Here is a 22,520-nt window from a genome sequence, read left to right as displayed (position 1 = left end):
GCATCTCGGCATAGGAATCTGCCGCGACAAAATTCGACAGCAATAAAAGTAATTACAACTCGATACACAAGGAAACGTGATGTCCACACAAACCATTCTTTCGGTGAGCAACCTGTCTGTCAGCTTTACGACAAACGATGGTATCGTCGATGCAGTAAAGAATGTTAGCTTTGATCTACAAGCTGGTGAAACACTGTCTATCGTAGGCGAGTCTGGTTCAGGCAAGTCGGTTTCAACCAATGCGTTGATGAAGCTGCTACCAGATAACTCTATTTTGCACTCCAACTCCTCTATCATTTTTGAAGGTGAATCGATTCTGGATAAATCTGAGCGCCAGATGCAAAGCATTCGTGGCGATCGCATTGGCATGATTTTCCAAGAGCCAATGACGTCTCTTAATCCATACATGCGCGTTGGAATTCAGGTAGCTGAGGCGATCATATGCCATCGCTCAGTGACTAAAAAACAAGCTAAAGCTAGAGTGCTCGAACTGTTTGATTTGGTGCATCTACCAAATCCCCAACAAGCGTACGATAAGTATCCACACGAATTCTCAGGCGGTCAGCTGCAACGCATCATGATTGCGATGGCATTGATTAACGAACCAGATATTCTGATCGCCGATGAGCCAACTACGGCGCTCGACGTGACCGTTCAAGCAGAAGTGCTTTACCTGATCAAAGAGATCCAAGCCAAAATGGGCATGGCAATTCTCTTCATAACTCATGATTTAGGTGTCGTGAAGCACTTTGCTGACCGAGTATTAGTGATGTGTAAAGGTGAAGTGGTAGAAGAAGGCATCACAGAAACGCTCTTCTCTGACCCTCAGCATGATTACACCAAGATGCTGATTAACTCGATTCCGAAAGGCAATAAAGACCCTATCGAAGAAGGCGCAACTGAGCTACTCAGAGCAGACGACATTCGTGTTAAGTTTCTTGTAAAACCTCACTTTATTGCGAGCAAAAATGAATACTTTGAAGCAGTGAAAGGGATCTCCTTAGAGTTAAAACAAGGTGAAACGCTTGGTATCGTTGGTGAGTCTGGTTCAGGCAAATCAACGCTTGGTCGTGCATTGATCGGATTGTTGCCGTCAACTGGTAAAATCCAGTTCAAAGGGCAAGACCTAGCGCTTCTGACTGATAAAGAACGCTTTGCACTGAAAAAAGATGTACAAATGGTCTTCCAAGATCCATATGGTTCACTTTCTCCACGTATGACAGTTGGTGAGATCATCACAGAGGGGCTCACTGTACATCAACCTCAAATGAGCAAAGCGGAACGAATGCAAAAAGCTCGAGATGTACTTCGTGAAGTGCGTCTCGACCCTGCATCCATTAATCGCTACCCGCATGAGTTTTCTGGTGGTCAGCGTCAGCGTATCGCCATAGCGCGCGCGTTGATCCTAGAGCCTTCTTTCATTCTGCTTGATGAACCAACATCGGCACTGGACCGCTCTGTTCAGTTAACGGTGATTGATTTGCTAAAAGATCTACAGAAGAAGCACAACATCGGCTACCTGTTTATCAGTCATGATCTTTCTGTAGTAAAAGCGCTCTCTGACCGTGTACTCGTGATGCAAAAAGGAGAAGTGATGGAGCAAGGCACTGCAGAAGAAATCTTCCATAATCCGAAGAGTGATTACACAAGAAAGCTGATTGATGCCTCATTTGATCTTGAAAACAATGAAAATCAACATGATGCTGCTTAAATTCATCACTGTTTCATATACATAAACTAGAGTTATATTGTGACGACAAGTCGTCACAGTCCCGAAAATGGTATAGCTGCCATTCGGTTTGGCCGCCGAGACTGGTTGGTTCAAAGTTAGGCTTAGTCACCCTAACAATCAAATTGAGTTCCCCCAACCATGAAAAATGCCGCGATAGAAGTCGCGGCATTTTTTATTGTCAGTCTGGTGCATTAAATTTGATGGTTTGCACCAGTAAACGTCCATTAAATATCGAGCTTTTCAATTCCCATATTGAGCAATGCAAACGCGTAAACATCGGTAGTAAGGTCGATTTGTTTGCTCAATGGCATACCCGCACCATGACCTGCGTTCACATCAATACGAATCAGCACCGGATTGTCTCCCTGATGCTTGTCTTGCAGCTCTGCGATAAACTTGTATGAGTGAGCAGGGACAACACGGTCATCGTGGTCTGCGGTCGTTACAAGCGTTGCTGGGTATGAAACGCCCTCTTTCACGTTGTGCACTGGTGAATAGCCTAGGATGTATTTAAACATCGCCTCACTTTGCTCAGAGGTACCAAAATCGTACTTCCACCCCTCACCAGAAGTAAAAGTATGGTAGCGAAGCATATCCAATACACCAACCGCAGGAATCGCCACTTTAAACAGCTCTGGTCGTTGAGTCATACATGCACCGACCAACAAACCGCCATTTGAGCCGCCACGAATCGCAAGACGCTCTGAGCTAGTGTAGTCGTGCTCAATCAAGTATTCCGCCGCGGCAATAAAGTCATCAAATACGTTTTGCTTTTGTTGTTGAGTACCCGCATTGTGCCAAGCTTTACCATACTCACCACCGCCACGCATATTAGCGACTGCGTAGATGCCTCCAAGTTCTAACCAGTTTGCGACATTTCCTGAGAACATAGGAGTCAAACTAATATTAAAGCCACCATAGCCATAAAGCATGGTTGGCGCGCTGCCATCAAGTTTGGTGCCTTTTTTATATGAGATGATCATCGGCACCTTTGTTCCGTCTTTCGAGGTGTAGAACACTTGTTGAGATTCGTATTCTTTACGGTCGAACGGTGCTTTCGATTCTTTATAAAGTACTGACTCACCGCTTTCTACATCAAAAGAAAAGATGGTTGGTGGTGTCACGTAGTTAGTAAAGGTGTAATAAAGCGTCTTATCTTCTGCTTTGCCCTGCAAGCCATATACGGTGCCTTGGTCAGGTAGATTAACTTCACGTACTAACTCACCTTGATAAGTAAACTGCTGAACTTTAGACAAAACGTCGACCATGTAAGTCGCAAACAAGTAACCACCACCTTTGCTAATATCCAGTGGCTGTTCCTGCTCGGCAATGATCTCTTCCCATTGTTGAGTTTGGGTGTGGTAACCAACCACCTTACCGTTAGGCGCATCTAAGTTGGTGTAGAAAATCAGGGTATCATCTTGGTTATCAATCAAATACGTATCACCATCGGTTGTATCTCGAAGCGTGATAACTGCCTGTTCTTCCGAAGTGAGATCCACATAAAACAGTCGGTTTCCTGATGTAGATTCCGCACCTGTGATAATCAAGAAACGATCGTCTTTGGTGGTCACTCCCCCTACATAACGATGCTTTTGTGACTCCAACGCGCCAAAGACCACTTTGTCTTGAGATTGTGGTGTACCTAACTCATGGTAGTAAAGCTTGTGCTGCTCAGTACGAGCCGAAAGCTCGCTGCCCTTTGGTTTGTCATAGCTAGCGTAGTAAAAGCCTTTGTTACCAAGCCAAGAAATAGTGGTGAACTTAGCATCGACAATTTCAGGTTCAAGCTGCTCTTTAGTTTCTACATCAATGACGAAGATCTTACGCCAATCGCTGCCACCTTCAGAAATGGAATACGCCACAAGTGTGTCGTCTTTAGAGAACTTCACTTCTCCAAGCGATGTCGTTCCTTCTTCTGAAAAGGTATTTGGATCTAGGAAGATCTCCGCCTCTTCATCCCCTTTGCGACGGTATAAAACGCTCTGGTTCTGTAAACCATCATTTTTATAGAAGTAAGTGTATTCACCATGAACAAAAGGTTGAGAGTACTTTTCGTAGTTCTGACTGTTCGCTACTAAATCGCGAATTTGTTGGCGGAAAGGGATTTGACCTAAGTAATCAAAGGTCACTGAGTTTTGCCCTGAAACCCACTCTGCGGTTTCTTGGCTGAGATCGTCTTCTAGCCAGCGATATGGGTCTGCAATGTCGTGACCAAAATAAGTGTCGACGACTGAATCTTTACGAGTTTTTGGGTAATGCATAACGTCCGTGTTACTCCGTTTGAAGTTGAGTATTTTGTTTTATTATTTTGTTGAGACTTATTCTCAATCATCTACCTTAGGGCTCAGGTATAGAATTTCAACCAATAGATTGAAACATTTCTTATATTTATGAACCAACTAAAAGTAATGCGAGATAGTGAGATATCGCTCTCGAATGTGTTCTATCAAAAGCTTTACTTTGTTCGGCGGTTGACGAGTAAAAGGATAAACCGCGTAGATGCCGAGCTTTTTGCCGACCAACTCAGGGAAAATGTCCACCAGCTCACCACTGCGAATATCGTGGTAAACCAAACAACGCGGTACGTAAGCGATACCATGCCCACCCAAGGCTGCTTTTCGCAATGCCGTTGCGTTATCTGTAGAGAAACAACCGGAGACTTTTACAATATAGTCGCCATCTTTACCTTTGAACTGCCAGTCGGTTGCCCCTGTGGTTTGGTAAGCGTATTGCAAGCAGTTGTGCGTCGTCAGGTCGATCGGTTTAATGGGCTTGCCATGTTTAGCAATATAGGAAGGAGAAGCACATACCACCCACTGAGAGTCCAGAATATGCCTCGCTATCAGGCTCGAATCTTCTAGATAGCCGGTACGAATCACCAAGTCAAATCCACCAGCGACCAAGTCAACAAAGCGGTTATCAAGCGACATATCTACTGTTAAACCAGGATGCATATTACAAAACTCTGCAACCGCGTCCGCCAAGATCAAATCACCTGAGATAGTCGGCACCGACATTTTAATATGACCACTGACATTCTCACCAAAGCCTGAAACTGCATCCATAGCCTCCTGAGTGGCTTGCTTCACATTTTTAGCACTGTGTAACAAAACCTTTCCCGCTTCGGTCAGGGTCAATTTACGCGTAGTTCTATATAATAGCTGAGCGCCAATTTCTTCTTCCAGTCGAGCAATCCTCTTGCTAACTACCGAATTTGTAAGGTTATTTTCTTCAGCCACCTTACTAAAGCTGCCCATTTCAACTACCTGAGAGAACAGGATTAGGTCATCTGCACGCATCGATTATGTCACTTTTGGAATAAATTAATTTCATTATTTCCCTATATCTATAAAAAATAAAGGGGTAAATTCACGCCAAATTAACAAAACCATTACAACAAAAATCATCTCTACAGCATAAAGCCGTTCGAGAAGTCAGCGTACGAGGATGTACCAATGAGTGAAACCCTACTTGCCCTTGTGGCGTTTTCGCCAATTGTTGTCGCCGCCATTTTATTGGTTGGTCTCAACTGGCCTGCTAAAAAAGCCATGCCTGTTGCGTTCGGTTTAACCGTCGCTATCGCCCTAATGTTTTGGGATATGTCAGCTACTCGCGTACTGGCATCTGTCTTCCAAGGATTAGGTATTACTGTCTCAGTTCTTTGGATCGTGTTTGGTGCCATCTTCTTGCTCAACACTTTAAAACACACTGGCGCGATCACCACTATCCGCAATGGATTTACTGATATTTCAGCCGACCGTCGCGTGCAAGCCATCATCATCGCTTGGTGTTTTGGTTCATTCATTGAAGGCGCGTCTGGTTTCGGTACGCCTGCGGCCATCGCAGCCCCACTATTGGTCGCGATTGGCTTCCCTGCTCTTGCCGCGGTACTGATGGGCATGATGATCCAATCTACGCCAGTATCATTTGGTGCGGTTGGTACGCCAATCATCGTAGGTGTGAACAAAGGCCTAGATACACACAACATCGGTGAAGCGTTGGTTGCTCATGGCTCAACATGGGATGCCTACCTGCAACAAATCACCTCAAGCGTTGCAATGATTCACGCAACGGTTGGTACTCTAATTCCTGTACTTATGGCAATGATGCTGACTCGCTTCTTTGGTAAGAACAAAAGCTGGAGCGAAGGTCTAGATATTCTGCCATTTGCACTATTCGCAGGCATTGCCTTCACCGTTCCTTACGCACTTACTGGCGTATTCCTAGGAGCTGAGTTCCCATCATTAATCGGTGGTCTAGTTGGTCTGGCAATTGTAGTCACAGCTGCGAAAAAAGGCTTCCTAGTACCAAAAACTAAATGGGACTTCGAGAGCGAAGATAAATGGCCAGCAGAATGGTTGGGCTCCCTCAAGATCAATCTTGATGACAACCCAGGCAAACCAATGAGCTTAACTAAAGCTTGGGCACCTTACGTGATGCTAGCTGTTATCCTAGTAGCAAGTCGCGTAAGCCCAGAGTTTAAAGGCCTACTTAAGAGCGTAAGCCTATCGTTTAGCAACATTCTTGGCGAGACAGGTATCAGCACGGCAATTCAACCTCTATACCTTCCGGGTGGCATCCTAGTCTTCGTTGCACTGCTTGCCGTTCTTCTGCAAGGCGGTGGTGCGAAATCACTAGGTAAAGCGTTTGGCGAGTCGAGCAAGACGTTAATCGGCGCAGGTTTCGTACTCGTGTTCACCATCCCTATGGTTCGTATCTTTATTAACTCAGGTGTCAACGGTGCAGAGCTAGCAAGTATGCCTGTCACGACGGCTAACTTCGCGGCAGAACTCGTTGGCTCAGCATTCCCGGCGTTGAGTGCGACTGTTGGTGCCCTTGGTGCATTCATCGCTGGCTCTAATACTGTGTCAAACATGATGTTCAGCCAATTCCAGTTCGAAGTGGCACAGACACTCACCATCTCAAGTGCTGTTGTTGTTGCATTGCAAGCGGTGGGTGCTGCTGCGGGCAACATGATTGCTATCCACAACGTGGTGGCCGCATCCGCAACGGTTGGCCTATTAGGACGCGAAGGTGCAACGCTGCGTAAGACGGTTATCCCAACGTTCTACTACCTAGTAGTAACAGGCATCATCGGTCTGATTCTGATTTACGGATTCCAAATCACCGACGCTTTAATGAAGTAAGACTAAATGCAGGATTTCCCCGCCCTGCTCTTTCTCTGGCACAGCGGTCAGCACTACTACCCCGACTTTTGGTGTGGCTTGCTGCATCAATCCCCCCGACCGGTGTGCCAGCCTTTTTTCAGTGCAGATAATTGATTGTTCTGTGTATGGAACAGCCCCAGCTCAATCACTTATCTATACTCTAATTCTGACGTCGACTGCCGAAAGGATGGCAGTCAGTGAAACACTGACAGAGCATGTGCTCATTGACTCAGGACGCAATCTTAGAATAACAGCCAGGACACACTATTATGATTATCTCTGCTTCTACAGATTATCGCGCTGCTGCGAAAGCCAAATTGCCTCCATTCCTTTTCCATTACATTGATGGCGGCTCATACGATGAGCGCACGCTAAAACGCAACACCGATGACTTAGGTGATGTTGCGCTGCGCCAACGTGTTCTGCGTGATATGAGCGACTTAAGCCTAGAAACAGAAATCTTCGGTGAGAAACTAGCGATGCCAATCGCTCTAGCACCTGTTGGCTTAACAGGTATGTATGCACGCCGTGGCGAAGTACAAGCTGCGAAAGCTGCGGAAAAGAAAGGCATTCCTTTCACCATGTCGACCGTATCTGTATGTCCAATTGAAGAAGTGGCACCGGCGATCGAACGTCCAATGTGGTTCCAGCTGTATGTCCTGAAAGACCGCGGCTTTATGAAGAACGTTCTTGAGCGTGCGAAAGCCGCTGGTGTGACAACGCTGGTCTTCACCGTAGATATGCCAGTTCCAGGTGCTCGTTACCGTGACATGCACTCTGGTATGAGTGGTCCAAATGCAGCGATGCGCCGTGTATTCCAAGCCATGCGTCACCCAAGCTGGGCACTGGATGTAGGCGTGCTGGGTAAACCTCACGACTTAGGTAATATCTCAACTTACCGCGGCGAACCAACGAAACTGGAAGATTACATTGGCTGGCTCGGTGACAACTTTGATCCTTCAATCTCTTGGAAAGATCTAGAGTGGATTCGCGACTTTTGGGACGGGCCGATGGTCATCAAAGGTATTCTAGATGAAGAAGACGCAAAAGATGCGGTTCGCTTCGGCGCTGATGGGATTGTTGTATCGAACCACGGTGGTCGCCAGCTTGATGGTGTTCTATCGACGGCGAAAGCGTTGCCTAGCATCGCCGATGCAGTAAAAGGTGATCTGAAGATTTTCGTCGATTCAGGTATTCGTACAGGTCTGGATGTGGTTCGTATGCTAGCGCTTGGTGCTGACTGCACGCTGCTTGGTCGCTCTTTTGTTTACGCTCTAGCAGCTCAAGGTGGTGCTGGCGTGGAAAACTTGCTCGACCTATATGATAAAGAGATGCGTGTAGCGATGACGCTCACCGGAGCGAAAACCATTTCAGACTTGTCACGCGACTCCTTGGTTAAGATGCCATAAACTGACCTCTCACATCCAGAGTAACACCTCTTGTTACTCTGGATATTCCTATTGATTGCATTTAAGCCATTCTCGCTACTGGTTCAAATTGCACCTTACTCGGCTCAACGTGCAATTTAATCGGATAGCAATCACGTCCCATCAACCCAAATCGTTGTGGACATGTCTCGGTGTAAAAGCCGTAACAAGTCGCGCCTGCCGCATCAGCGAGATGAAGTGGGCCAGTATCGCAGCATAGAAATCCATCAAGATACCGCAGCGTCGCACCCAATACTCTTAAGCTCTTGCAATCAAGAATGTCAGTATCAGGAAACAACGGAGCCCTAACATCCGGACTCAACACCTCAACCCAATGAATGTCTTGATCATGTTGACGTTCAAACTCTCTCAATATGGCTTTCCATTCTTCATCAGTAAGCTGCTTCTTACCTCTTGCTCCCCGGAAAAACGCAAAACTGAGCTTGTTATCTTGTGATAGTCGATGAGCCTGTTTAATACCATCAACAAGCTCTTCGGTCGTAAACAGAATCTCGTGATCGAGTTGCTTCGGAAGCTCGTGTCCCAATCCTTGCAAAATGGACAATGGTTTATAAGCTCCATGATAAAAGTCAGACTGTGTAACCGAGGAGTGCTCAAATACCGTTTCTGTTTTCTTGTTCTTAAAAGACACCTTATTTTGAGACGGAATTAACGCAGAGACAAAAATATCACAAGCACCCGGCGAGGGAGCAAGCAATAAATCATAGCTATTTTTCGTCAGTTCTTTAATCGATGCGGACGATTGACCAATCGTTTTAAGAGACAAATGAGAGTAATAAATATGATTGATATTCAGGTTCTGAAAAACTTCACCTTGCCAGGGGAAAGAGAGGACAAGATCAACACGAGCCTTAGGGTAGAGACGAAGAACCTGATGGACGAACGGCAGTAAAAAATACATATTACCAATACGCCCATTATTGCGCACAATTACAATACGCTTCACCTTCTCATTGGGAAGAAGGTGCTCTACAAATTTAGAACGATTATTCAATCGCCGCGCAATTGCAGGCTCTAGTCGGTGAGTTAATCGTCTACGCTTTTTATCTAAGTTTCGGAAAAAAGTTTTCACAGCCATCAATCATTCAAATAAGAAATATGGCTGATAGGTATATCAACACCTCCGTGAATATTTTGTCTTTGACAAAATTTACACAGGTGCCTCTTTGATTAATTCAATCGATGTTCGTACTCGATCACTACCTGATTCCCTTCAATAAAGACATTTTTAATATCTCCATCTACAGAAATACGGTTTTGTAAGTAAACCGAACAAGAAGATGACACATCGCGATCGGTAAGAGATGGTATAACTTGAGCTGGACGCACATGAAGCTGTTCACATAGCTTATTCACAAACCCTAGCGTCAATGGAGCATTGCCTCGCAACAACGCAGAAAACTCATGTAAGTTTAAGCCAAGGCGCTTTGCCATCTCCATCTGAGTAAGGTGCATTTTTGCCTTTTGTGACATCCAAATGTCGTAGAGCGCATTTCTGTCTAGCTCCGTAAATTCCATGGTTTATCTCCGCATTTCAAAGTAACGGTAAAGTCTCATATTTAGCTGTGATAAATGTTAGCGATGAGTCAAAGAACCTACAATTGATGGTTCGAATGATAGCGCTTATCTTTCAATCTACGAGTTTAATCACACCCCGCAGCACCTAATACACAGAAATTACATTTCACCATACGTTTCATTGCCTTGTATTTACATTTCAATCACTAACGTCCAAATAAACATTATCTCAGTATTTGTGTGAATAGAGAGCTCGAATACGCATCGTGCTAGCAACATCATTTCTCTAGGGCGAATTGATAATTTCTGCTACCTTTCCCCCATTGTTCTATAAAAAGAAACTTTACTTATGCCACAGTGGTTTACAGAACTTCAAACTTACGTCATGGCTAACCATCAAGACTGGAGTAGCAGCGTTTTATTTATCACCATTGCCAGCTTCTTTGCATGGATTGCTTGGCGCGTATTGCACTCGCGCCTCGCGATACTGGTCGAGAAAACCCCATTCCATTGGGACGATCTCTTATTAGAAGCCTTAAAAACGCCCGTCAGTACGCTAATTTGGTGCTGGCCAGCAACCGTATCAATAGGCATCGTTCTACAAAGTGAGCTAGGAAACGAGTTCAACTGGCTGAGCACGCTCAAACTCATCTTAGTGATCAGCATTCTAGTTTGGATCGTAATGCGTCTTATCACTAACGTGGAAGACTATGTGCTTGAGCAGAAAACTCGCGATGAAACTACAGTGCAAGCGATCGCTAAAGTCGCACGCCTATTTTTCATTGTGATTGGTGTCCTCACCGTCATGCAAGCGTTTGGATTAAGTCTTTCTGGCTTACTGACGTTTGGTGGTGTAGGTGGCTTGATAGTCGGTTTAGCAGCCAAGGATCTTCTGTCTAACTTCTTTGGTGGCTTGATGATTTACTTCGATCGCCCATTCATAGTAGGCGACTGGATCCGTTCTCCTGACCGCCAAATTGAAGGTACTGTTGAGCGTATTGGTTGGCGTATGACCAGCATTCGTACCTTTGATAAACGTCCTTTGTACGTACCTAATTCTGTATTTAGTAACATCGTAGTAGAAAACCCATCACGCATGCTTAATCGACGTATCTTTGAAACGATTGGCCTGCGTTACGACGATGCAGACAAAGTTCCTGCGATCATTAACGACGTGCGTGAAATGCTGAAAAATCACAAAGATATCGACACACGCCAGACGTTGATCGTCAACTTTGACGCGTTTGGTGCGTCGTCACTGAACTTCTTTATCTATACCTTCACAAAAACGGTCAATTGGGTGCGCTATCACGAGGTGAAGCAAGACGTCCTTTTACAGGTAATGGCTATCATTAAGCAGCACGAAGCTGATATTGCTTTCCCTACGCAAACACTCAAGCTTGACCCAGTTCAAATGGCGAAAACCCAAGCGCAAGACGATTGTGGTTTCTAAGTTCAACATACCAAGCACAAAGCCCGCTTAATCGGCGGGCTTTTTGGGCGGGTCACTTCTACCATTATTGTTGCGCTAGGATCATTCGAGCGTTAAGCGGTTGGATTGGACGGTTGTTTTGCCCCATTGCTTTCGCAAACTCTTTCACCTGTTCTGGGGAGAGGGTTTGTGTTTCTTTAATCACCAACCAACGCACACCTTCAGAACACGGCGGTGTGGTTAGAGAGCCATTAAAGCGGTAGTAGTCTTTATCACTTGGGATAAGCGCGTCAGCATCCAATGGGACTTTGATGGCTACGTCTTGATCTTTAGTTGGAATATTAGCGAGTAGCTTAGCTAGATCTGGGTTCGCGTCACCCAACTTGAAGAACACCGCGACAACGGCCAGATGACCAACTTTATCAACATGCACAAAATGTGCTTCTAGTGGGTATTCTTTACCATCTACATGGTTTTCAGATGGTGTATGGAAGTGGAACTGTTTTAACGTAAACTCTTTGCCACTAATGGTGAGTGTATTTTTGCCCTCTAGACTGGTCTGTAAAGTGTGACCGTTATTCAGCAGTGAAATCGCCTTACCTTCGTAATCGAAATCCAGTTTCTCTAGCTTGGCTTCAGTCGCTGATTCAATATTGATTGGACTTTGGTTTTGGCCTTTTGCACATTCAGAAGCGAACTCACCCCAATTTTCCGGGCCGTGCTCACCCTCATAGCCCCAGTTTGCTGCATTTGCAGTACTCGCCATAACCAAAGCTAAACCTAACGTTGTTAGTGTTGTTTTCATCGTATTTCCTTATTTTTCGACGCTGCTCTTTTGTACAGCTGAATGCATACTAATCTCTACTCAGATTAGGAAAACAGATGAAAACTATGATTGCGAGCTAAGTTTGGAACCCGTCGCTCTAGTCGCGAAATTGAGATGATAGTCAACATTGAATTGTGTCCACCAATAGTGCATAAAAAAGCCGAGCTATTATACTCGGCTCTATCGAACTAGATAACTAGTTAGGCTTCAGCTTCAACTTCTTTCTGAGCATTGTTCGCTTTGATGACTTTAACCAACCAAAGCAACATCAGCACAGAAGCAGCACCACCAATAACCAACGAACCAGTGGTCCCCAAAGTTTCAGCTATTTTGTAGACAAGTGTCCAGAAACCCGCTCGACGACCTTCAAATTCAGTATGTATTCCTTGCGCAGCTTCAGCAGCAGCGTTGTACATGATGAAAGTTAAAACAGGCATTACTACAGTGCCCACTAGTGGGTATTTAATATTCACGATTATTTTTCCCTAAAATTACATAAAATCTTTATAAACAAGATAAGTACTCACAAAGAGGCTTACGAAAGAACAAACGAACCAATTCACTCAGTTCATGACCTCTAAGTTACGATCTATAAGTCCAAAAACAGCTCTACGCTTCGATAGGTTTACGCCAATCATCAGAGCCCGATGTTCCTGCGTTTACGTGATCCCATGTAATCTTGCGGTAAGATAAAGAAACCGTTACGTTTTGAGTGAAGTCTGCTTTTGCAGGATCTTGACAGTGTGGCATCTCACAATGGATGTCCACGATAGAGGCATTTTCAAGTTTCGTCGTAAAGAAGTTCTCTTGCTTACCTTCAATAGAGGTACGGTACCACTTAAGCTCCACAGTGGTCATTTTTTCACCTGAAGCTAATGCGTTGTACAGCAGTGGAACCGCTTTGTTTAGAGCTACTGTAAATTTGAATGGTTTGTGGACGCGCTGACCTGAAGGTTGACCTGACTGAGGGTCTGTCGGAACCGTCACATTATGATCAAACTGCTGGACTAGCATCTCATCCTCATGACCTTCCACAAATGAATCACCGATAGAATCCGCAGTACAAGCACCTGCAGTGATAAGTCCCTGAGTTTGACCTTCAATAGAGATATAACATGGAGTTGGCATCGCTTAATCCTTATAAAATAAAAATAATCACGTTTGGTGATGACTCCTACCTTATAGACAAGGTTTGTACCAACTTCTAAAACCCGAAATATCAGAAGCTTATAGTGACAATAATAATACCTTGTGCATAATTTTGTTTTTCATAAGCAATTTATTGCTCGACTAGGCAAATTCCTGCAAACCCCGCCGATAAATTTTCTTCAGTGAGAAAGGGGGTCTCTCTTGAATAAATCTCTTCGTGAGTTTTCTAGTACTTAAATAAACAAAAACGCCTCAAGGATCACTTGAAGCGTTTTTATTAATTCGAATTTGAAAGCGTTTCACATTGCTTTATCGCGACCTTACTCCCAATCAAGAATAACCTTACCTGACATACCGCTGCGCATTACGTCGAAGCCTTCTTGGAAGTCATCAATCTTGTAGTGGTGCGTGATGATTGGCGATAGGTCCAGACCAGATTGGATCAATGAAGCCATCTTGTACCATGTTTCGAACATTTCACGGCCATAGATACCTTTGATCACCAAGCCTTTGAAAATAACTTGGTTCCAGTCGATACCCATGTCTGATGGTGGAATGCCTAGCAGTGCAATACGACCACCGTGGTTCATTGTGGTTAGCATGGAGTTGAATGCTGCAGGGTTACCAGACATTTCTAGACCTACGTCGAAGCCTTCAGTCATACCTAGCTCAGACATGACGTCTTCTAGCTTCTCTTCAGCAACGTTTACTGCGCGTGTTACGCCCATCTTACGAGCAAGTTCTAGACGGTATTCGTTCACGTCTGTGATCACTACGTGGCGAGCTCCAACGTGTTTCGCTACTGCAGCAGCCATGATACCGATTGGGCCAGCACCTGTGATCAACACGTCTTCGCCTACTAGGTCGAAAGAAAGTGCGGTGTGTACTGCGTTACCAAACGGGTCAAAGATAGACGCTAGATCGTCAGAGATACCTTCAGGGATCTTGAACGCATTGAACGCTGGGATCACTAGGTATTCTGCGAATGCACCTTCACGGTTAACGCCCACACCAATCGTGTTACGACATAGGTGAGTACGGCCACCACGACAGTTACGACAGTGACCACACGTGATGTGACCTTCGCCAGATACGCGGTCACCGATTTCAAAGCCACGAACTTCCTGACCAATTTCAACCACTTCACCCACGTACTCGTGACCGACAACCATAGGCACTGGAATTGTCTTTTGTGACCATTCGTCCCAATTGTAGATGTGTACGTCTGTACCACAGATAGCGGTTTTCTTAATTTTGATCAGAATGTCGTTATGGCCAACTTCAGGTTTATCAACCTCAGTCATCCAGATGCCTTCTTCAGGCTTTAGCTTTGATAATGCTTTAATTTTCATAGTATTCACCAAATATTGCCCCGCTCTATGCGTGACAAAAAATTCTTTCATCTAATGCGTTTAAAGAAGAAATAAAGGCTTTGCCCATGAGCCGACTCAGAAGAGTTGGGAAAGCCTTTGTTATCTTTTAGTCTCTTAACTTAGATGATGCCCATGTCTTTACCAACTTGGATAAACGCGTCGATTGCACGGTCTAGTTGCTCACGAGAATGCGCCGCAGACATTTGAGTACGGATACGCGCTTGACCTTTTGGTACTACAGGGAATGAGAAGCCGATTACGTAGATGCCTTTCTCTAGAGCGCGCTCTGCGAATTCTGCTGCTACTTTTGCGTCGCCAAGCATGATTGGAATGATTGCGTGGTCAGCACCACCCATTGTAAAACCTGCATCTTCCATACGAGTACGGAAGTGTGCTGCGTTTTCCCATAGACGGTCACGTAGGTCGCCGCTCTCTTCTAGCAGGTCTAGAACGCGGATAGAAGCGTTTACGATTGCTGGTGCAACAGAGTTAGAGAATAGGTATGGACGAGAACGTTGACGTAACCAGTCAATCACTTCCGCTTTACCAGACGTGTAACCACCTGAAGCGCCGCCCATTGCTTTACCTAGCGTACCAGTGATGATATCGATACGGTCAACTACGTTATGGTGCTCGTGCGTACCTGCACCTGTTTTACCCATGAAGCCAACAGCGTGAGAGTCATCAACCATAGTCAGTGCGCCGTACTTCTCTGCTAAGTCACAGATAGCTGGAAGGTTTGCCACTACGCCGTCCATTGAGAACACGCCGTCAGTTACGATAAGAATGTGGCGAGCACCCGCTTCTTTCGCTGCGATCAGTTGTTGCTCTAGCTCTTCCATGTTGTTGTTTGAGTAGCGGAAACGCATTGCTTTACATAGGCGAACACCATCGATGATTGACGCGTGGTTTAGTGCGTCAGAGATGATTGCGTCTTCTTTACCTAGAATCGTTTCAAATAGGCCCGCGTTTGCGTCGAAACATGATGTGTAAAGAATCGTGTCTTCTTTACCTAGGAACTTAGAAAGCTTCTGCTCAAGCTCTTTGTGGATGTCTTGAGTACCACAGATGAAACGTACTGAAGCCATACCAAAACCGTGCTCATCCATGCCTGCTTTACCCGCTTCGATAAGTGCTGGGTGGTTAGCAAGACCAAGGTAGTTGTTCGCACAGAAGTTTAGTACTTCTTCACCAGTAGAGATTTTAACAGCCGCTTGCTGTTGAGACGTGATGATGCGCTCTGCTTTGTAAAGGCCTTCCGCCTTCACTTCTTCAATTTGCTGTTCAATCTGTTGGTAAAATGCAGAAGACATTCGCAATTCCTTCCTGTTTATTTTGTCGAGTTTTCACTCGATTAGAATTAGGTTGAACCTTTATGTGACGGGGGTCACAGGCAATTACTTCACAATTAATTGTAGTGTAATTCAAGGAAGGAAAAACGATTATCCCTCAAGGTGGAAAAGCATTAATGAATCTCAGGCATGAATCTTTCGTGAACTTAGTTACCTAATGTAATCATGATGTTAGATACAATATCTCTCCTTGCCATATGAGAAAAGCTCTGTTGAACTCAAAAATATAGAGCTAAAAGCTTGAGCCTTCTCACATCAATTGGATATTGCTCGAAGGGCGAATTTTTGCTGGTACTGAGATGGTGTGCTGCTGGTCTCTAGATAACTGTGATGTAGCATGAGTATCGACTGTACAATCTTAGTCCCAATACCTAACGAGCCTCCCTGTGCTTCTTCTTCAATATGGTTAATAAAAGCAAAATGAATTCTTGATTTATCGTCACTCAAATGAGCATGACAATGTACTTCAGAACGGATTGGACTGTGGCGCAGTGCATTTTCAAGCAAGTTAAGCACCAAGCGCTCTAAAAGACCTTTGTCACCCACGGTTTGAATGTCGCTATCGACGTCTATTTTCAGCAGCACTTCTTTGCGAGAAAACTGGCTCTGCATCGTTTCAGCACATTCTGCCATCAACGCGCCCAGGTCCACAGGGCGATACTCGTAGTTTGGCATTGGAGCTTCTTTGCGCGCGGCGTCTAATAAAGAATGCAATTGAGTTGAGAGCTTCTCACAATTTCGGAAAGCAACGTCAATCAAAGGATCGGGTTCCGGATGTTGCAAACGCCACGTTTCCAAATAGCCAAGCACGCTCGATAACGGCGTTTTTAAATCATGACTTAGCTGCAATAAGCTTTGGCGACGATGAGACGATTGATACTCCAACTGCAAAAACTGCTGCTGGATATGCTTCGCCATCATCTGATAAGAGTGTGCAATCGGCACGAGCTCCGGCACTTGGTGAGTAAAATCGGGTTGCAGGCGGAAATCATGTTCAGCTTGCTGTTGAAGTTGCTTGGTCACACGCTCAATCGGGTTCAATAGACTACGTTTGACCAGCACATAAGCCCCAAGAGCAAAGCCTAAAATGGACACTAAGACCAATCCTGCCAGCGCGATGTAAGGGGTATCGACTTGAGCATTGGCAATCGCATCATGTCGGGTACTGCCAATCACCACATAAAGATAACCGACTGTAGAGCCTAATTCTTCTATCGCAGCGACAGAAAAGACTTTGTGCTCACCACGATTGCGTGGGTCTTCACCCAAAATAGGAAAGGGTTGATCATTTAAGAATTGCTTAATGGGATTGAGATCCACCTTACCCATGATCTCTGCACCTTCTGGCGCTGCATGGGTAGTGATGTTGCCTTGGCTATCAAGAAAATATATTTCGAAATCCGGACCAATCAACATAAGGGTATGAAAGATGGATTTGAGCGCTTTCGGGTTGTAATCCGTGCCTATCATCAACGGATTATCATCACGCATGTGGCTTGCCAACTCTTTGTGCAGACTCTGCTTAGTGCGTAATTCAATGGTCTCTTTTTGCCAATTGTACGTTAATGCAATAACAGCTGCAGCTAGACAAAACCATAGGCTAGTGAACACTACTAAGCGAGATTTGAAGCTCATCCTAGCGCCTCCTTAAACAGTCATTACTTGGGTAATAAAACTACTGTCGTGGTTGAAACTTGTACCCCACGCCCCATACCGTCTGGATAAAATGATGATCAGAGTCAGACAAAGACAACTTGCTGCGTAGGCGATTGATGGTGCTACATACCGTATGGTGATAACCGGAATGACTAGTATTCCACACATGGTCGAGCAATTCATCTTTACTGTAGACTCTACCCGGTCGCGTCGCGAGGAATTGCAGCAAGGTAAACTCTGTCGCGGTAAGAGTGACATCCTTGTCATTTAAGGATACCTGATGCAATTCTGGAACAATTCTTAGCGGACCAAAGTCCATGCTGTCTTCAAGTTCGCTTCTTTCAACTTGTACTTCTGCGGTTTGACTAACCCGTCGCAATACATTGCGTACTCGAGCTTGAAATTCTAATACGCTAAACGGCTTGGTAATGTAGTCATCCACACCCGCCTCCAAGCCATCCACTTTATCCATCTCACCATCTCTGGCGGTCAGCATGAGCACAGGGCTCCAATCTTGGTGCTGACGTAAATAATGGCAGATATCTAAGCCGTCACCGTCTGGCAAACCTCGGTCAAGAATGAGTAAATCAAAAGAGTGTTGTTGGTATTGTGTTTTGGCTTCGGCGACATTCGCTACCCGCAACACTTGGTGTCCTTGAAACTTGAGATGCATTTGAACCAGTTCTGCCAAATCATCATCGTCTTCTACCAGCAAAATGTTCGCGACTAAATTGATTGCCTGTTGTTCCATGGTCCTTTCCTTGCCTTCGAGTATCCTCACTTTGCACATGACCGGAACAAATTAGAAATTCTTTCAAAAAAGGTTCCGATGACGCCATGAGAGTTAAAGCGCTCGGCTACAAGCGCTTTGGAAAGGAGACGCCATCGGAGCCTGTATTACTCGACTCGGGTGATAGTGAGCTTCGCTCCAGGGTTCAGGAAGCGATGGTTCGCAGAAAGCGCAGAATTGGTTAAACCATCATCTTTACTTACCACTCCAGCGTGAAACGCCACTACATCATTTGTGTCATTACGAGCGGCATTAAAACCTTCCCCACCGCCTGCTGGTCCCGGAATAGTGGCTGCAAGTTCATCGTTCAATTCCGTACCGGAATCCCAGACGTTCATACTCATTTCGTAGCTTTCACCCACGGCCAATGATTTAAGCGATAGACCCGTTTCCCCGACAAATGCATCGTTGGTGTTCACAAGCATGGAAGCGACTGAAACATAGCCCGCTTTGTGTGGGTCAACCGTAAAGGTTACTGAATCACTTCCACCAGGAAGCACTAAACCGTTCCCTGACAACGCTTGGTAGACATAGTCATTGGAATCCTTTAGCGCTAGCAACTCGGCGTTACTACCACCTTCGGCAAGGTGCTCAAGTTCAACAGATGCAGCTTGGCCAATTTCAAACAATTGGTAGTCACCACTGTGAGTGATTACCGCAAGCGGAGACATTGGTTGATTCGCGGTCAAGTTTGCAACGTTAATCGTGTAACGGTATGACTTCACCACATCGTTATCATCATCGCTTGGACAACCGGCGAGTAAGCCGACTGAAGCTGCTACGAGTAAGATTCTGTATTTCATACATCCCCCTTACTTCACAACAATTGTGATGGTTGCAACTGGGTTCAACCAACGATGGCTGCTGCTGTCTAGGTCACTGATGCCGCCAGTTGGATCGCTATCACCAAGGTTACCCGGATGCACGTGCACTTTGTCATTAGTCACTGCAGCTTCAACGCCTGTGCCGCCAGTACCAAAGGTAATGAAAGGTGGGTTAGGCATGCTAGCTTTTAGTTCATCATTAGCTTCTGTACCTGCATCATAACTTCTTAGCGTTGCTCGGTATGTGCCAGCTTCCGTTGGGATTTTCCAGCTATCTAGCCCCACGAAACCATCATTGGTTGGCAGAAGCATCGCACTAAGAGACAAGTATCCATGATTACCACTGTTCATCGTAAAGGTGGTTGCGACACCCGGATTCAAAATACCACCAGCAGGATTCTCAACCACCGCACCACCAGCGTTACCAATCACACTAGCAAGACCAGAGATATCACCGCCTTCTGCCATTGCTTCTAGTTCTGGCGTTGCTGCTTGACCCGTTCTGAACATTTGAAGATCAGAACCATGTGCGGCAACAATAAGAGGCGTAAAGTAGATGCCTTTGGTTGCGTTTGTCACGGTGATTTCCAATTCCGCTGCATTCACTGATGCAGAGCCTAGTGCCATAGCGACTGAAGTCATGACGAGTCCGAGTTGGGTACGTTTTTTCATTGTGATTCCATCCTTTAATGAGGGTTGAACTACTCAAGTCCATGTTTACGGCTTTACTTCTTTGTTTGTAACTTGAGTAGGTTAAGCATTACGTTTCGAACGTTTTGCGTTCTTGCCTCTAAGAATGACGAGCAAATCTATCAGCAACTTCATCGAATTCTCATAAAATTCTCACAAGTTCTGTTCGTTTTTTCAGCAGCGTTTTTTTTGCTCTTAATCAGCTATTTACACTTCGTGCGCTCCCCTCCTACAATGCGGTATTCCCTGTTTAAATCACGATTCTCAGCATGATTCATAACGTACTGGCAGCTTACTATGGCGAAATCTACGGCATCGCTTTTTTCAACCACTACTTGAGCCATTACACCCAAAGTGAACAACAAACGCTGTGGCAAACCTTGATTAAAGTGGAAGAGCTCACCGCAGAAAAGCTCAAACCTGTACAGCTGACAAATGGCATGGATATCGAAAGTCGACACCAAGAGATGTTGGATAAAGGCTTGGCAGATGCAACCAAGTGGATTGGTTTACCATGGCAAGAGTTGGTGGCGACTCTTCTGAAATGGGTGGAGCCTTATGAGATCAAGTATCGAGAGTGGCATGAAGAAGTGAAAGCTTCACAGCAGTATTCAACCGCTGAGCGAGAAGCTATAGTGTTGATTGCAGACCACGAAACGGCCATTTATCACTGTTGGCAGCAATACCATACTGGTGAATCTGGCTTGCCTGCACTCAAAGCATTTTTGGAAAAATATCGTTAAAGCGAGATGGTGACACTTGAACCTCGTGAAACCGTACCAGACAATATCGTTATTCCGCTGCGCAGAACTGAACAATTATGGTTAATCCAAAACTCATTGCCCTACTTCCTGATCTTGCTTCGTTTATCTTAGTGGTAAACGAAGGCAGTTTTACCGCTGCAGCCAAACAACTCGGCGTGACGCCATCGGCTTTAAGTAAGTTGATCACACGATTAGAGCAAGCCCTCTCGGTGAAACTGTTTGAGCGCACGACTCGTAAGTTGATCATCACTCAAGCTGGGCAAAAGGTTTACGACCAAAGCATCGCAATGGTGAATGCCGCGCAGCAAGCCGTTGAGCTATCTGCGGAAGATCATGCCGAACCCACGGGGGCACTCACAGTGGCTGCGCCCGAAGCGTTTCTTAATTCGGTGCTTCAACCGTTTGTGTTGCCATTCCTAAAACGTTATCCAAATATACAGCTTAAGCTGCGTGCAGCAGACGGTGAGATCGATCTGTTCCGCCAAGGTATTGATGTCGCCTTTAAGCTCACCGACAAACCCGATGAGAATCTGGTCCTCAAAGAGATCAGCAAGACCAACCTTGTTTTGTGTGCCTCTCCAGATTACCTAGCCAAACACGGTATGCCTGAGCACCCAACCGAGCTTGAGCAGCACGACTGTATTTACCTTGCCGAGAACGACAAAGACAACATCTGGTCGTTCTTTAAAGAGGAAGCGTTCCACTCAATTGCAGTAAGTGGACGCTACGCCGTCAACCATTCTCAAATGCGCTTGAACGGGGTTAAGTCTGGCTTGGGAATTGGGATCTTCCATGACTTCGTAATCAAAGACGCGTTAGAGCAAGGGGAAGTGGTGGAAGTATTGCCGGATTGGATGATCAAGAGTAACTACCACGGCGCTATCGCGATGCAGTATGCACAAACCAAATACATGCCTGCTCGTCTGCGCGTGTTTATTGACTTCGTTAAGGAGCATTTAGTCTCCGATGAGGCTAACCATGTTTAATGCCATTCATCACGTCGCGATCATTTGCAGCGATTACCCAAGGTCAAAACGCTTTTACACTGAAGTGTTGGGATTAAAAGTCATTGCTGAAAACTATCGTGAAGCCAGAGACTCGTACAAGCTTGACCTCGCTTTACCTGACGGCAGCCAAGTTGAACTGTTTAGCTTTCCGGGCGCACCGAATAGACCAAGCTTTCCCGAAGCACAAGGGTTGAGACATCTCGCGTTTTTGGTTGATGATGTTGATCAAGTAAAAGCCTACCTCGAATCGAATGACGTTGAAGTTGAGCCGATTCGCATTGACGAGTTCACAGGCAAAGCATTTACCTTCTTCCAAGATCCAGATGGATTACCTTTAGAGGTTTATCAGAACTAACTTCGGTGGCGCACGTGGAACTGGCATTTCAAATCGCACACTTAGAGCCAAATAAGCGTAGCTGTCGGAAATAACCGAGCTCAGTCGTGAAAGTATCAGTGCAGTTGGAAGTGTATCGTGATGAAAAGTCGAGAAATGGCTAAAAGGACAAGGCTTGCCTTTGTGGCTGACAGAGTTGTCGCCCTTTTCTATCTGAACCAATTCCAAACCGTTAAGTGTACATAGCGTCGCCCACACGCCCATGCTGTTACCATGAGCATTGATAACAGGCATCAGCGTTACGAGTACCCAACTTAAGGCACTAGTAACTAGCATTGAGCGATAAAAAGGAATTAATCTACGCATAACGGTGACTTAACAAATTTCACACAGCGTAACCAATTCTGATTGTTAGCTCAAAAAGAGGATCAATAAGTGAACGCTACTTCACAGG

At 45.4% G+C, this 22,520-nt stretch carries 21 protein-coding genes; 7 read left to right on the top strand and 14 right to left on the bottom strand.

Going from position 1 to position 22,520, the window contains the following annotated elements; all coding sequences use genetic code 11:
- The first annotated feature begins 79 nt into the window (after nucleotides 1-79).
- Nucleotides 80-1,711: an ABC transporter ATP-binding protein gene (locus KIV41_RS20110; protein WP_285337556.1), complete on the top strand. Its 1,632-nt coding sequence runs from the start codon at nucleotides 80-82 to the stop codon at nucleotides 1,709-1,711.
- Nucleotides 1,712-1,956: 245 nt separating this feature from the next.
- On the opposite strand, the gene KIV41_RS20105 is transcribed toward KIV41_RS20110, so the two are convergent.
- Nucleotides 1,957-3,996: a prolyl oligopeptidase family protein gene (locus tag KIV41_RS20105; protein ID WP_285337555.1), complete on the bottom strand. Its 2,040-nt coding sequence runs from the start codon at nucleotides 3,994-3,996 to the stop codon at nucleotides 1,957-1,959.
- A 138-nt stretch (nucleotides 3,997-4,134) separates the two neighbouring features.
- Nucleotides 4,135-5,034 carry a LysR family transcriptional regulator gene (locus KIV41_RS20100; protein WP_285337554.1) on the bottom strand — a complete coding sequence of 300 codons (900 nt, stop codon included), beginning with the start codon at nucleotides 5,032-5,034 and terminating at the stop codon, nucleotides 4,135-4,137.
- Nucleotides 5,035-5,190: 156 nt separating this feature from the next.
- On the opposite strand from KIV41_RS20100, the gene KIV41_RS20095 reads away from it, so the two are divergent.
- A complete protein-coding gene (locus KIV41_RS20095) occupies nucleotides 5,191-6,882 on the top strand; it encodes an L-lactate permease (RefSeq protein WP_045457497.1) in 1,692 nt (563 codons plus the stop codon).
- 290 nt (nucleotides 6,883-7,172) lie between these two features.
- Complete coding sequence (lldD, locus tag KIV41_RS20090) at nucleotides 7,173-8,312, top strand: FMN-dependent L-lactate dehydrogenase LldD (RefSeq protein WP_045391029.1); 1,140 nt, start codon at nucleotides 7,173-7,175, stop codon at nucleotides 8,310-8,312.
- Nucleotides 8,313-8,373: 61 nt separating this feature from the next.
- Here the strand turns inward: lldD and KIV41_RS20085 are convergent, their stop codons facing one another.
- Together KIV41_RS20085 and KIV41_RS20080 are read right to left on the bottom strand one after the other, a co-directional pair.
- Nucleotides 8,374-9,429: a glycosyltransferase family 9 protein gene (locus KIV41_RS20085; RefSeq protein ID WP_138941674.1), complete on the bottom strand. Its 1,056-nt coding sequence runs from the start codon at nucleotides 9,427-9,429 to the stop codon at nucleotides 8,374-8,376.
- Between the two features lie 92 nt (nucleotides 9,430-9,521).
- A complete protein-coding gene (locus KIV41_RS20080; protein ID WP_010450966.1) occupies nucleotides 9,522-9,869 on the bottom strand; it encodes a helix-turn-helix transcriptional regulator in 348 nt (115 codons plus the stop codon).
- Between the two features lie 349 nt (nucleotides 9,870-10,218).
- Between KIV41_RS20080 and KIV41_RS20075 the strand changes: the two genes are divergently transcribed.
- Nucleotides 10,219-11,322, top strand: coding sequence for a mechanosensitive ion channel family protein (locus tag KIV41_RS20075; RefSeq protein WP_285337553.1), 1,104 nt, complete (start codon nucleotides 10,219-10,221; stop codon nucleotides 11,320-11,322).
- Nucleotides 11,323-11,386: 64 nt separating this feature from the next.
- Here the strand turns inward: KIV41_RS20075 and KIV41_RS20070 are convergent, their stop codons facing one another.
- From KIV41_RS20070 to KIV41_RS20030, 9 genes are all read right to left on the bottom strand, one after another.
- Nucleotides 11,387-12,106: a carbonic anhydrase gene (locus KIV41_RS20070; RefSeq protein WP_071234164.1), complete on the bottom strand. Its 720-nt coding sequence runs from the start codon at nucleotides 12,104-12,106 to the stop codon at nucleotides 11,387-11,389.
- Nucleotides 12,107-12,327: 221 nt separating this feature from the next.
- Nucleotides 12,328-12,600 (bottom strand): hypothetical protein, encoded by a 273-nt coding sequence (locus tag KIV41_RS20065; protein WP_038882899.1) that lies wholly within the window; start codon nucleotides 12,598-12,600, stop codon nucleotides 12,328-12,330.
- A gap of 136 nt (nucleotides 12,601-12,736) precedes the next feature.
- Nucleotides 12,737-13,255 carry a type VI secretion system effector Hcp-2 gene (gene hcp-2 / locus KIV41_RS20060; RefSeq protein WP_010450959.1) on the bottom strand — a complete coding sequence of 173 codons (519 nt, stop codon included), beginning with the start codon at nucleotides 13,253-13,255 and terminating at the stop codon, nucleotides 12,737-12,739.
- Between the two features lie 341 nt (nucleotides 13,256-13,596).
- Nucleotides 13,597-14,628: an L-threonine 3-dehydrogenase gene (gene tdh, locus KIV41_RS20055; RefSeq protein WP_138955276.1), complete on the bottom strand. Its 1,032-nt coding sequence runs from the start codon at nucleotides 14,626-14,628 to the stop codon at nucleotides 13,597-13,599.
- 140 nt (nucleotides 14,629-14,768) lie between these two features.
- Nucleotides 14,769-15,962, bottom strand: a complete 1,194-nt coding sequence (locus tag KIV41_RS20050) for a glycine C-acetyltransferase (protein WP_282066497.1) — start codon at nucleotides 15,960-15,962, stop codon at nucleotides 14,769-14,771.
- A gap of 294 nt (nucleotides 15,963-16,256) precedes the next feature.
- Nucleotides 16,257-17,636: a sensor histidine kinase KdpD gene (locus KIV41_RS20045; protein WP_045391011.1), complete on the bottom strand. Its 1,380-nt coding sequence runs from the start codon at nucleotides 17,634-17,636 to the stop codon at nucleotides 16,257-16,259.
- Nucleotides 17,637-17,676: 40 nt separating this feature from the next.
- Entirely contained in the window at nucleotides 17,677-18,408 is a 732-nt protein-coding gene (locus KIV41_RS20040; RefSeq protein ID WP_285337552.1) for a response regulator transcription factor, read from the bottom strand.
- 146 nt (nucleotides 18,409-18,554) lie between these two features.
- Nucleotides 18,555-19,250, bottom strand: a complete 696-nt coding sequence (locus KIV41_RS20035; RefSeq protein WP_045391005.1) for a spondin domain-containing protein — start codon at nucleotides 19,248-19,250, stop codon at nucleotides 18,555-18,557.
- 9 nt (nucleotides 19,251-19,259) lie between these two features.
- Nucleotides 19,260-19,943, bottom strand: a complete 684-nt coding sequence (locus KIV41_RS20030) for a spondin domain-containing protein (RefSeq protein WP_252043120.1) — start codon at nucleotides 19,941-19,943, stop codon at nucleotides 19,260-19,262.
- A 287-nt stretch (nucleotides 19,944-20,230) separates the two neighbouring features.
- Here KIV41_RS20030 and KIV41_RS20025 point away from each other — a divergent pair, with 287 nt between their 5' ends.
- From KIV41_RS20025 to KIV41_RS20015, 3 genes are all read left to right on the top strand, one after another.
- Complete coding sequence (locus KIV41_RS20025; protein ID WP_252043121.1) at nucleotides 20,231-20,704, top strand: hypothetical protein; 474 nt, start codon at nucleotides 20,231-20,233, stop codon at nucleotides 20,702-20,704.
- Between the two features lie 77 nt (nucleotides 20,705-20,781).
- Nucleotides 20,782-21,711 (top strand): LysR family transcriptional regulator, encoded by a 930-nt coding sequence (locus KIV41_RS20020; protein ID WP_252043122.1) that lies wholly within the window; start codon nucleotides 20,782-20,784, stop codon nucleotides 21,709-21,711.
- The gene (locus tag KIV41_RS20015; RefSeq protein ID WP_045390993.1) at nucleotides 21,704-22,087 is read left to right on the top strand and encodes a VOC family protein; all 384 of its coding nucleotides are present in this window, start codon (nucleotides 21,704-21,706) and stop codon (nucleotides 22,085-22,087) included. The genes KIV41_RS20020 and KIV41_RS20015 overlap by 8 nt, the downstream gene beginning before the upstream one ends.
- On the opposite strand, the gene KIV41_RS20010 is transcribed toward KIV41_RS20015, so the two are convergent.
- Nucleotides 22,067-22,432 carry a hypothetical protein gene (locus tag KIV41_RS20010; RefSeq protein ID WP_082038776.1) on the bottom strand — a complete coding sequence of 122 codons (366 nt, stop codon included), beginning with the start codon at nucleotides 22,430-22,432 and terminating at the stop codon, nucleotides 22,067-22,069. The genes KIV41_RS20015 and KIV41_RS20010 overlap by 21 nt on opposite strands.
- Between the last annotated feature and the right edge of the window lie 88 nt (nucleotides 22,433-22,520).

This window comes from Vibrio sp. D401a (assembly GCF_030248515.1).
Taxonomy (GTDB): domain Bacteria; phylum Pseudomonadota; class Gammaproteobacteria; order Enterobacterales; family Vibrionaceae; genus Vibrio; species Vibrio rotiferianus.
Note: the sequence above shows the minus strand (reverse complement) of the source record. Positions and strands in the feature narration are given on the sequence as shown.

Coding starts and splice junctions, on each gene's coding strand:
- KIV41_RS20075 (WP_285337553.1), top strand. CDS start 10,219: ATGCCACAGTGGTTTACAGAACTTCAAACTTACGTCATGGCTAACCAT.
- KIV41_RS20030 (WP_252043120.1), bottom strand. CDS start 19,943: ATGAAAAAACGTACCCAACTCGGACTCGTCATGACTTCAGTCGCTATG.
- KIV41_RS20010 (WP_082038776.1), bottom strand. CDS start 22,432: ATGCGTAGATTAATTCCTTTTTATCGCTCAATGCTAGTTACTAGTGCC.
- KIV41_RS20035 (WP_045391005.1), bottom strand. CDS start 19,250: ATGAAATACAGAATCTTACTCGTAGCAGCTTCAGTCGGCTTACTCGCC.
- KIV41_RS20105 (WP_285337555.1), bottom strand. CDS start 3,996: ATGCATTACCCAAAAACTCGTAAAGATTCAGTCGTCGACACTTATTTT.
- KIV41_RS20080 (WP_010450966.1), bottom strand. CDS start 9,869: ATGGAATTTACGGAGCTAGACAGAAATGCGCTCTACGACATTTGGATG.
- KIV41_RS20095 (WP_045457497.1), top strand. CDS start 5,191: ATGAGTGAAACCCTACTTGCCCTTGTGGCGTTTTCGCCAATTGTTGTC.
- KIV41_RS20085 (WP_138941674.1), bottom strand. CDS start 9,429: ATGGCTGTGAAAACTTTTTTCCGAAACTTAGATAAAAAGCGTAGACGA.
- KIV41_RS20045 (WP_045391011.1), bottom strand. CDS start 17,636: ATGAGCTTCAAATCTCGCTTAGTAGTGTTCACTAGCCTATGGTTTTGT.
- lldD (WP_045391029.1), top strand. CDS start 7,173: ATGATTATCTCTGCTTCTACAGATTATCGCGCTGCTGCGAAAGCCAAA.
- KIV41_RS20040 (WP_285337552.1), bottom strand. CDS start 18,408: ATGGAACAACAGGCAATCAATTTAGTCGCGAACATTTTGCTGGTAGAA.
- KIV41_RS20100 (WP_285337554.1), bottom strand. CDS start 5,034: ATGCGTGCAGATGACCTAATCCTGTTCTCTCAGGTAGTTGAAATGGGC.
- hcp-2 (WP_010450959.1), bottom strand. CDS start 13,255: ATGCCAACTCCATGTTATATCTCTATTGAAGGTCAAACTCAGGGACTT.
- KIV41_RS20050 (WP_282066497.1), bottom strand. CDS start 15,962: ATGTCTTCTGCATTTTACCAACAGATTGAACAGCAAATTGAAGAAGTG.
- KIV41_RS20025 (WP_252043121.1), top strand. CDS start 20,231: ATGATTCATAACGTACTGGCAGCTTACTATGGCGAAATCTACGGCATC.
- KIV41_RS20015 (WP_045390993.1), top strand. CDS start 21,704: ATGTTTAATGCCATTCATCACGTCGCGATCATTTGCAGCGATTACCCA.
- KIV41_RS20070 (WP_071234164.1), bottom strand. CDS start 12,106: ATGAAAACAACACTAACAACGTTAGGTTTAGCTTTGGTTATGGCGAGT.
- KIV41_RS20110 (WP_285337556.1), top strand. CDS start 80: ATGTCCACACAAACCATTCTTTCGGTGAGCAACCTGTCTGTCAGCTTT.
- KIV41_RS20020 (WP_252043122.1), top strand. CDS start 20,782: ATGGTTAATCCAAAACTCATTGCCCTACTTCCTGATCTTGCTTCGTTT.
- tdh (WP_138955276.1), bottom strand. CDS start 14,628: ATGAAAATTAAAGCATTATCAAAGCTAAAGCCTGAAGAAGGCATCTGG.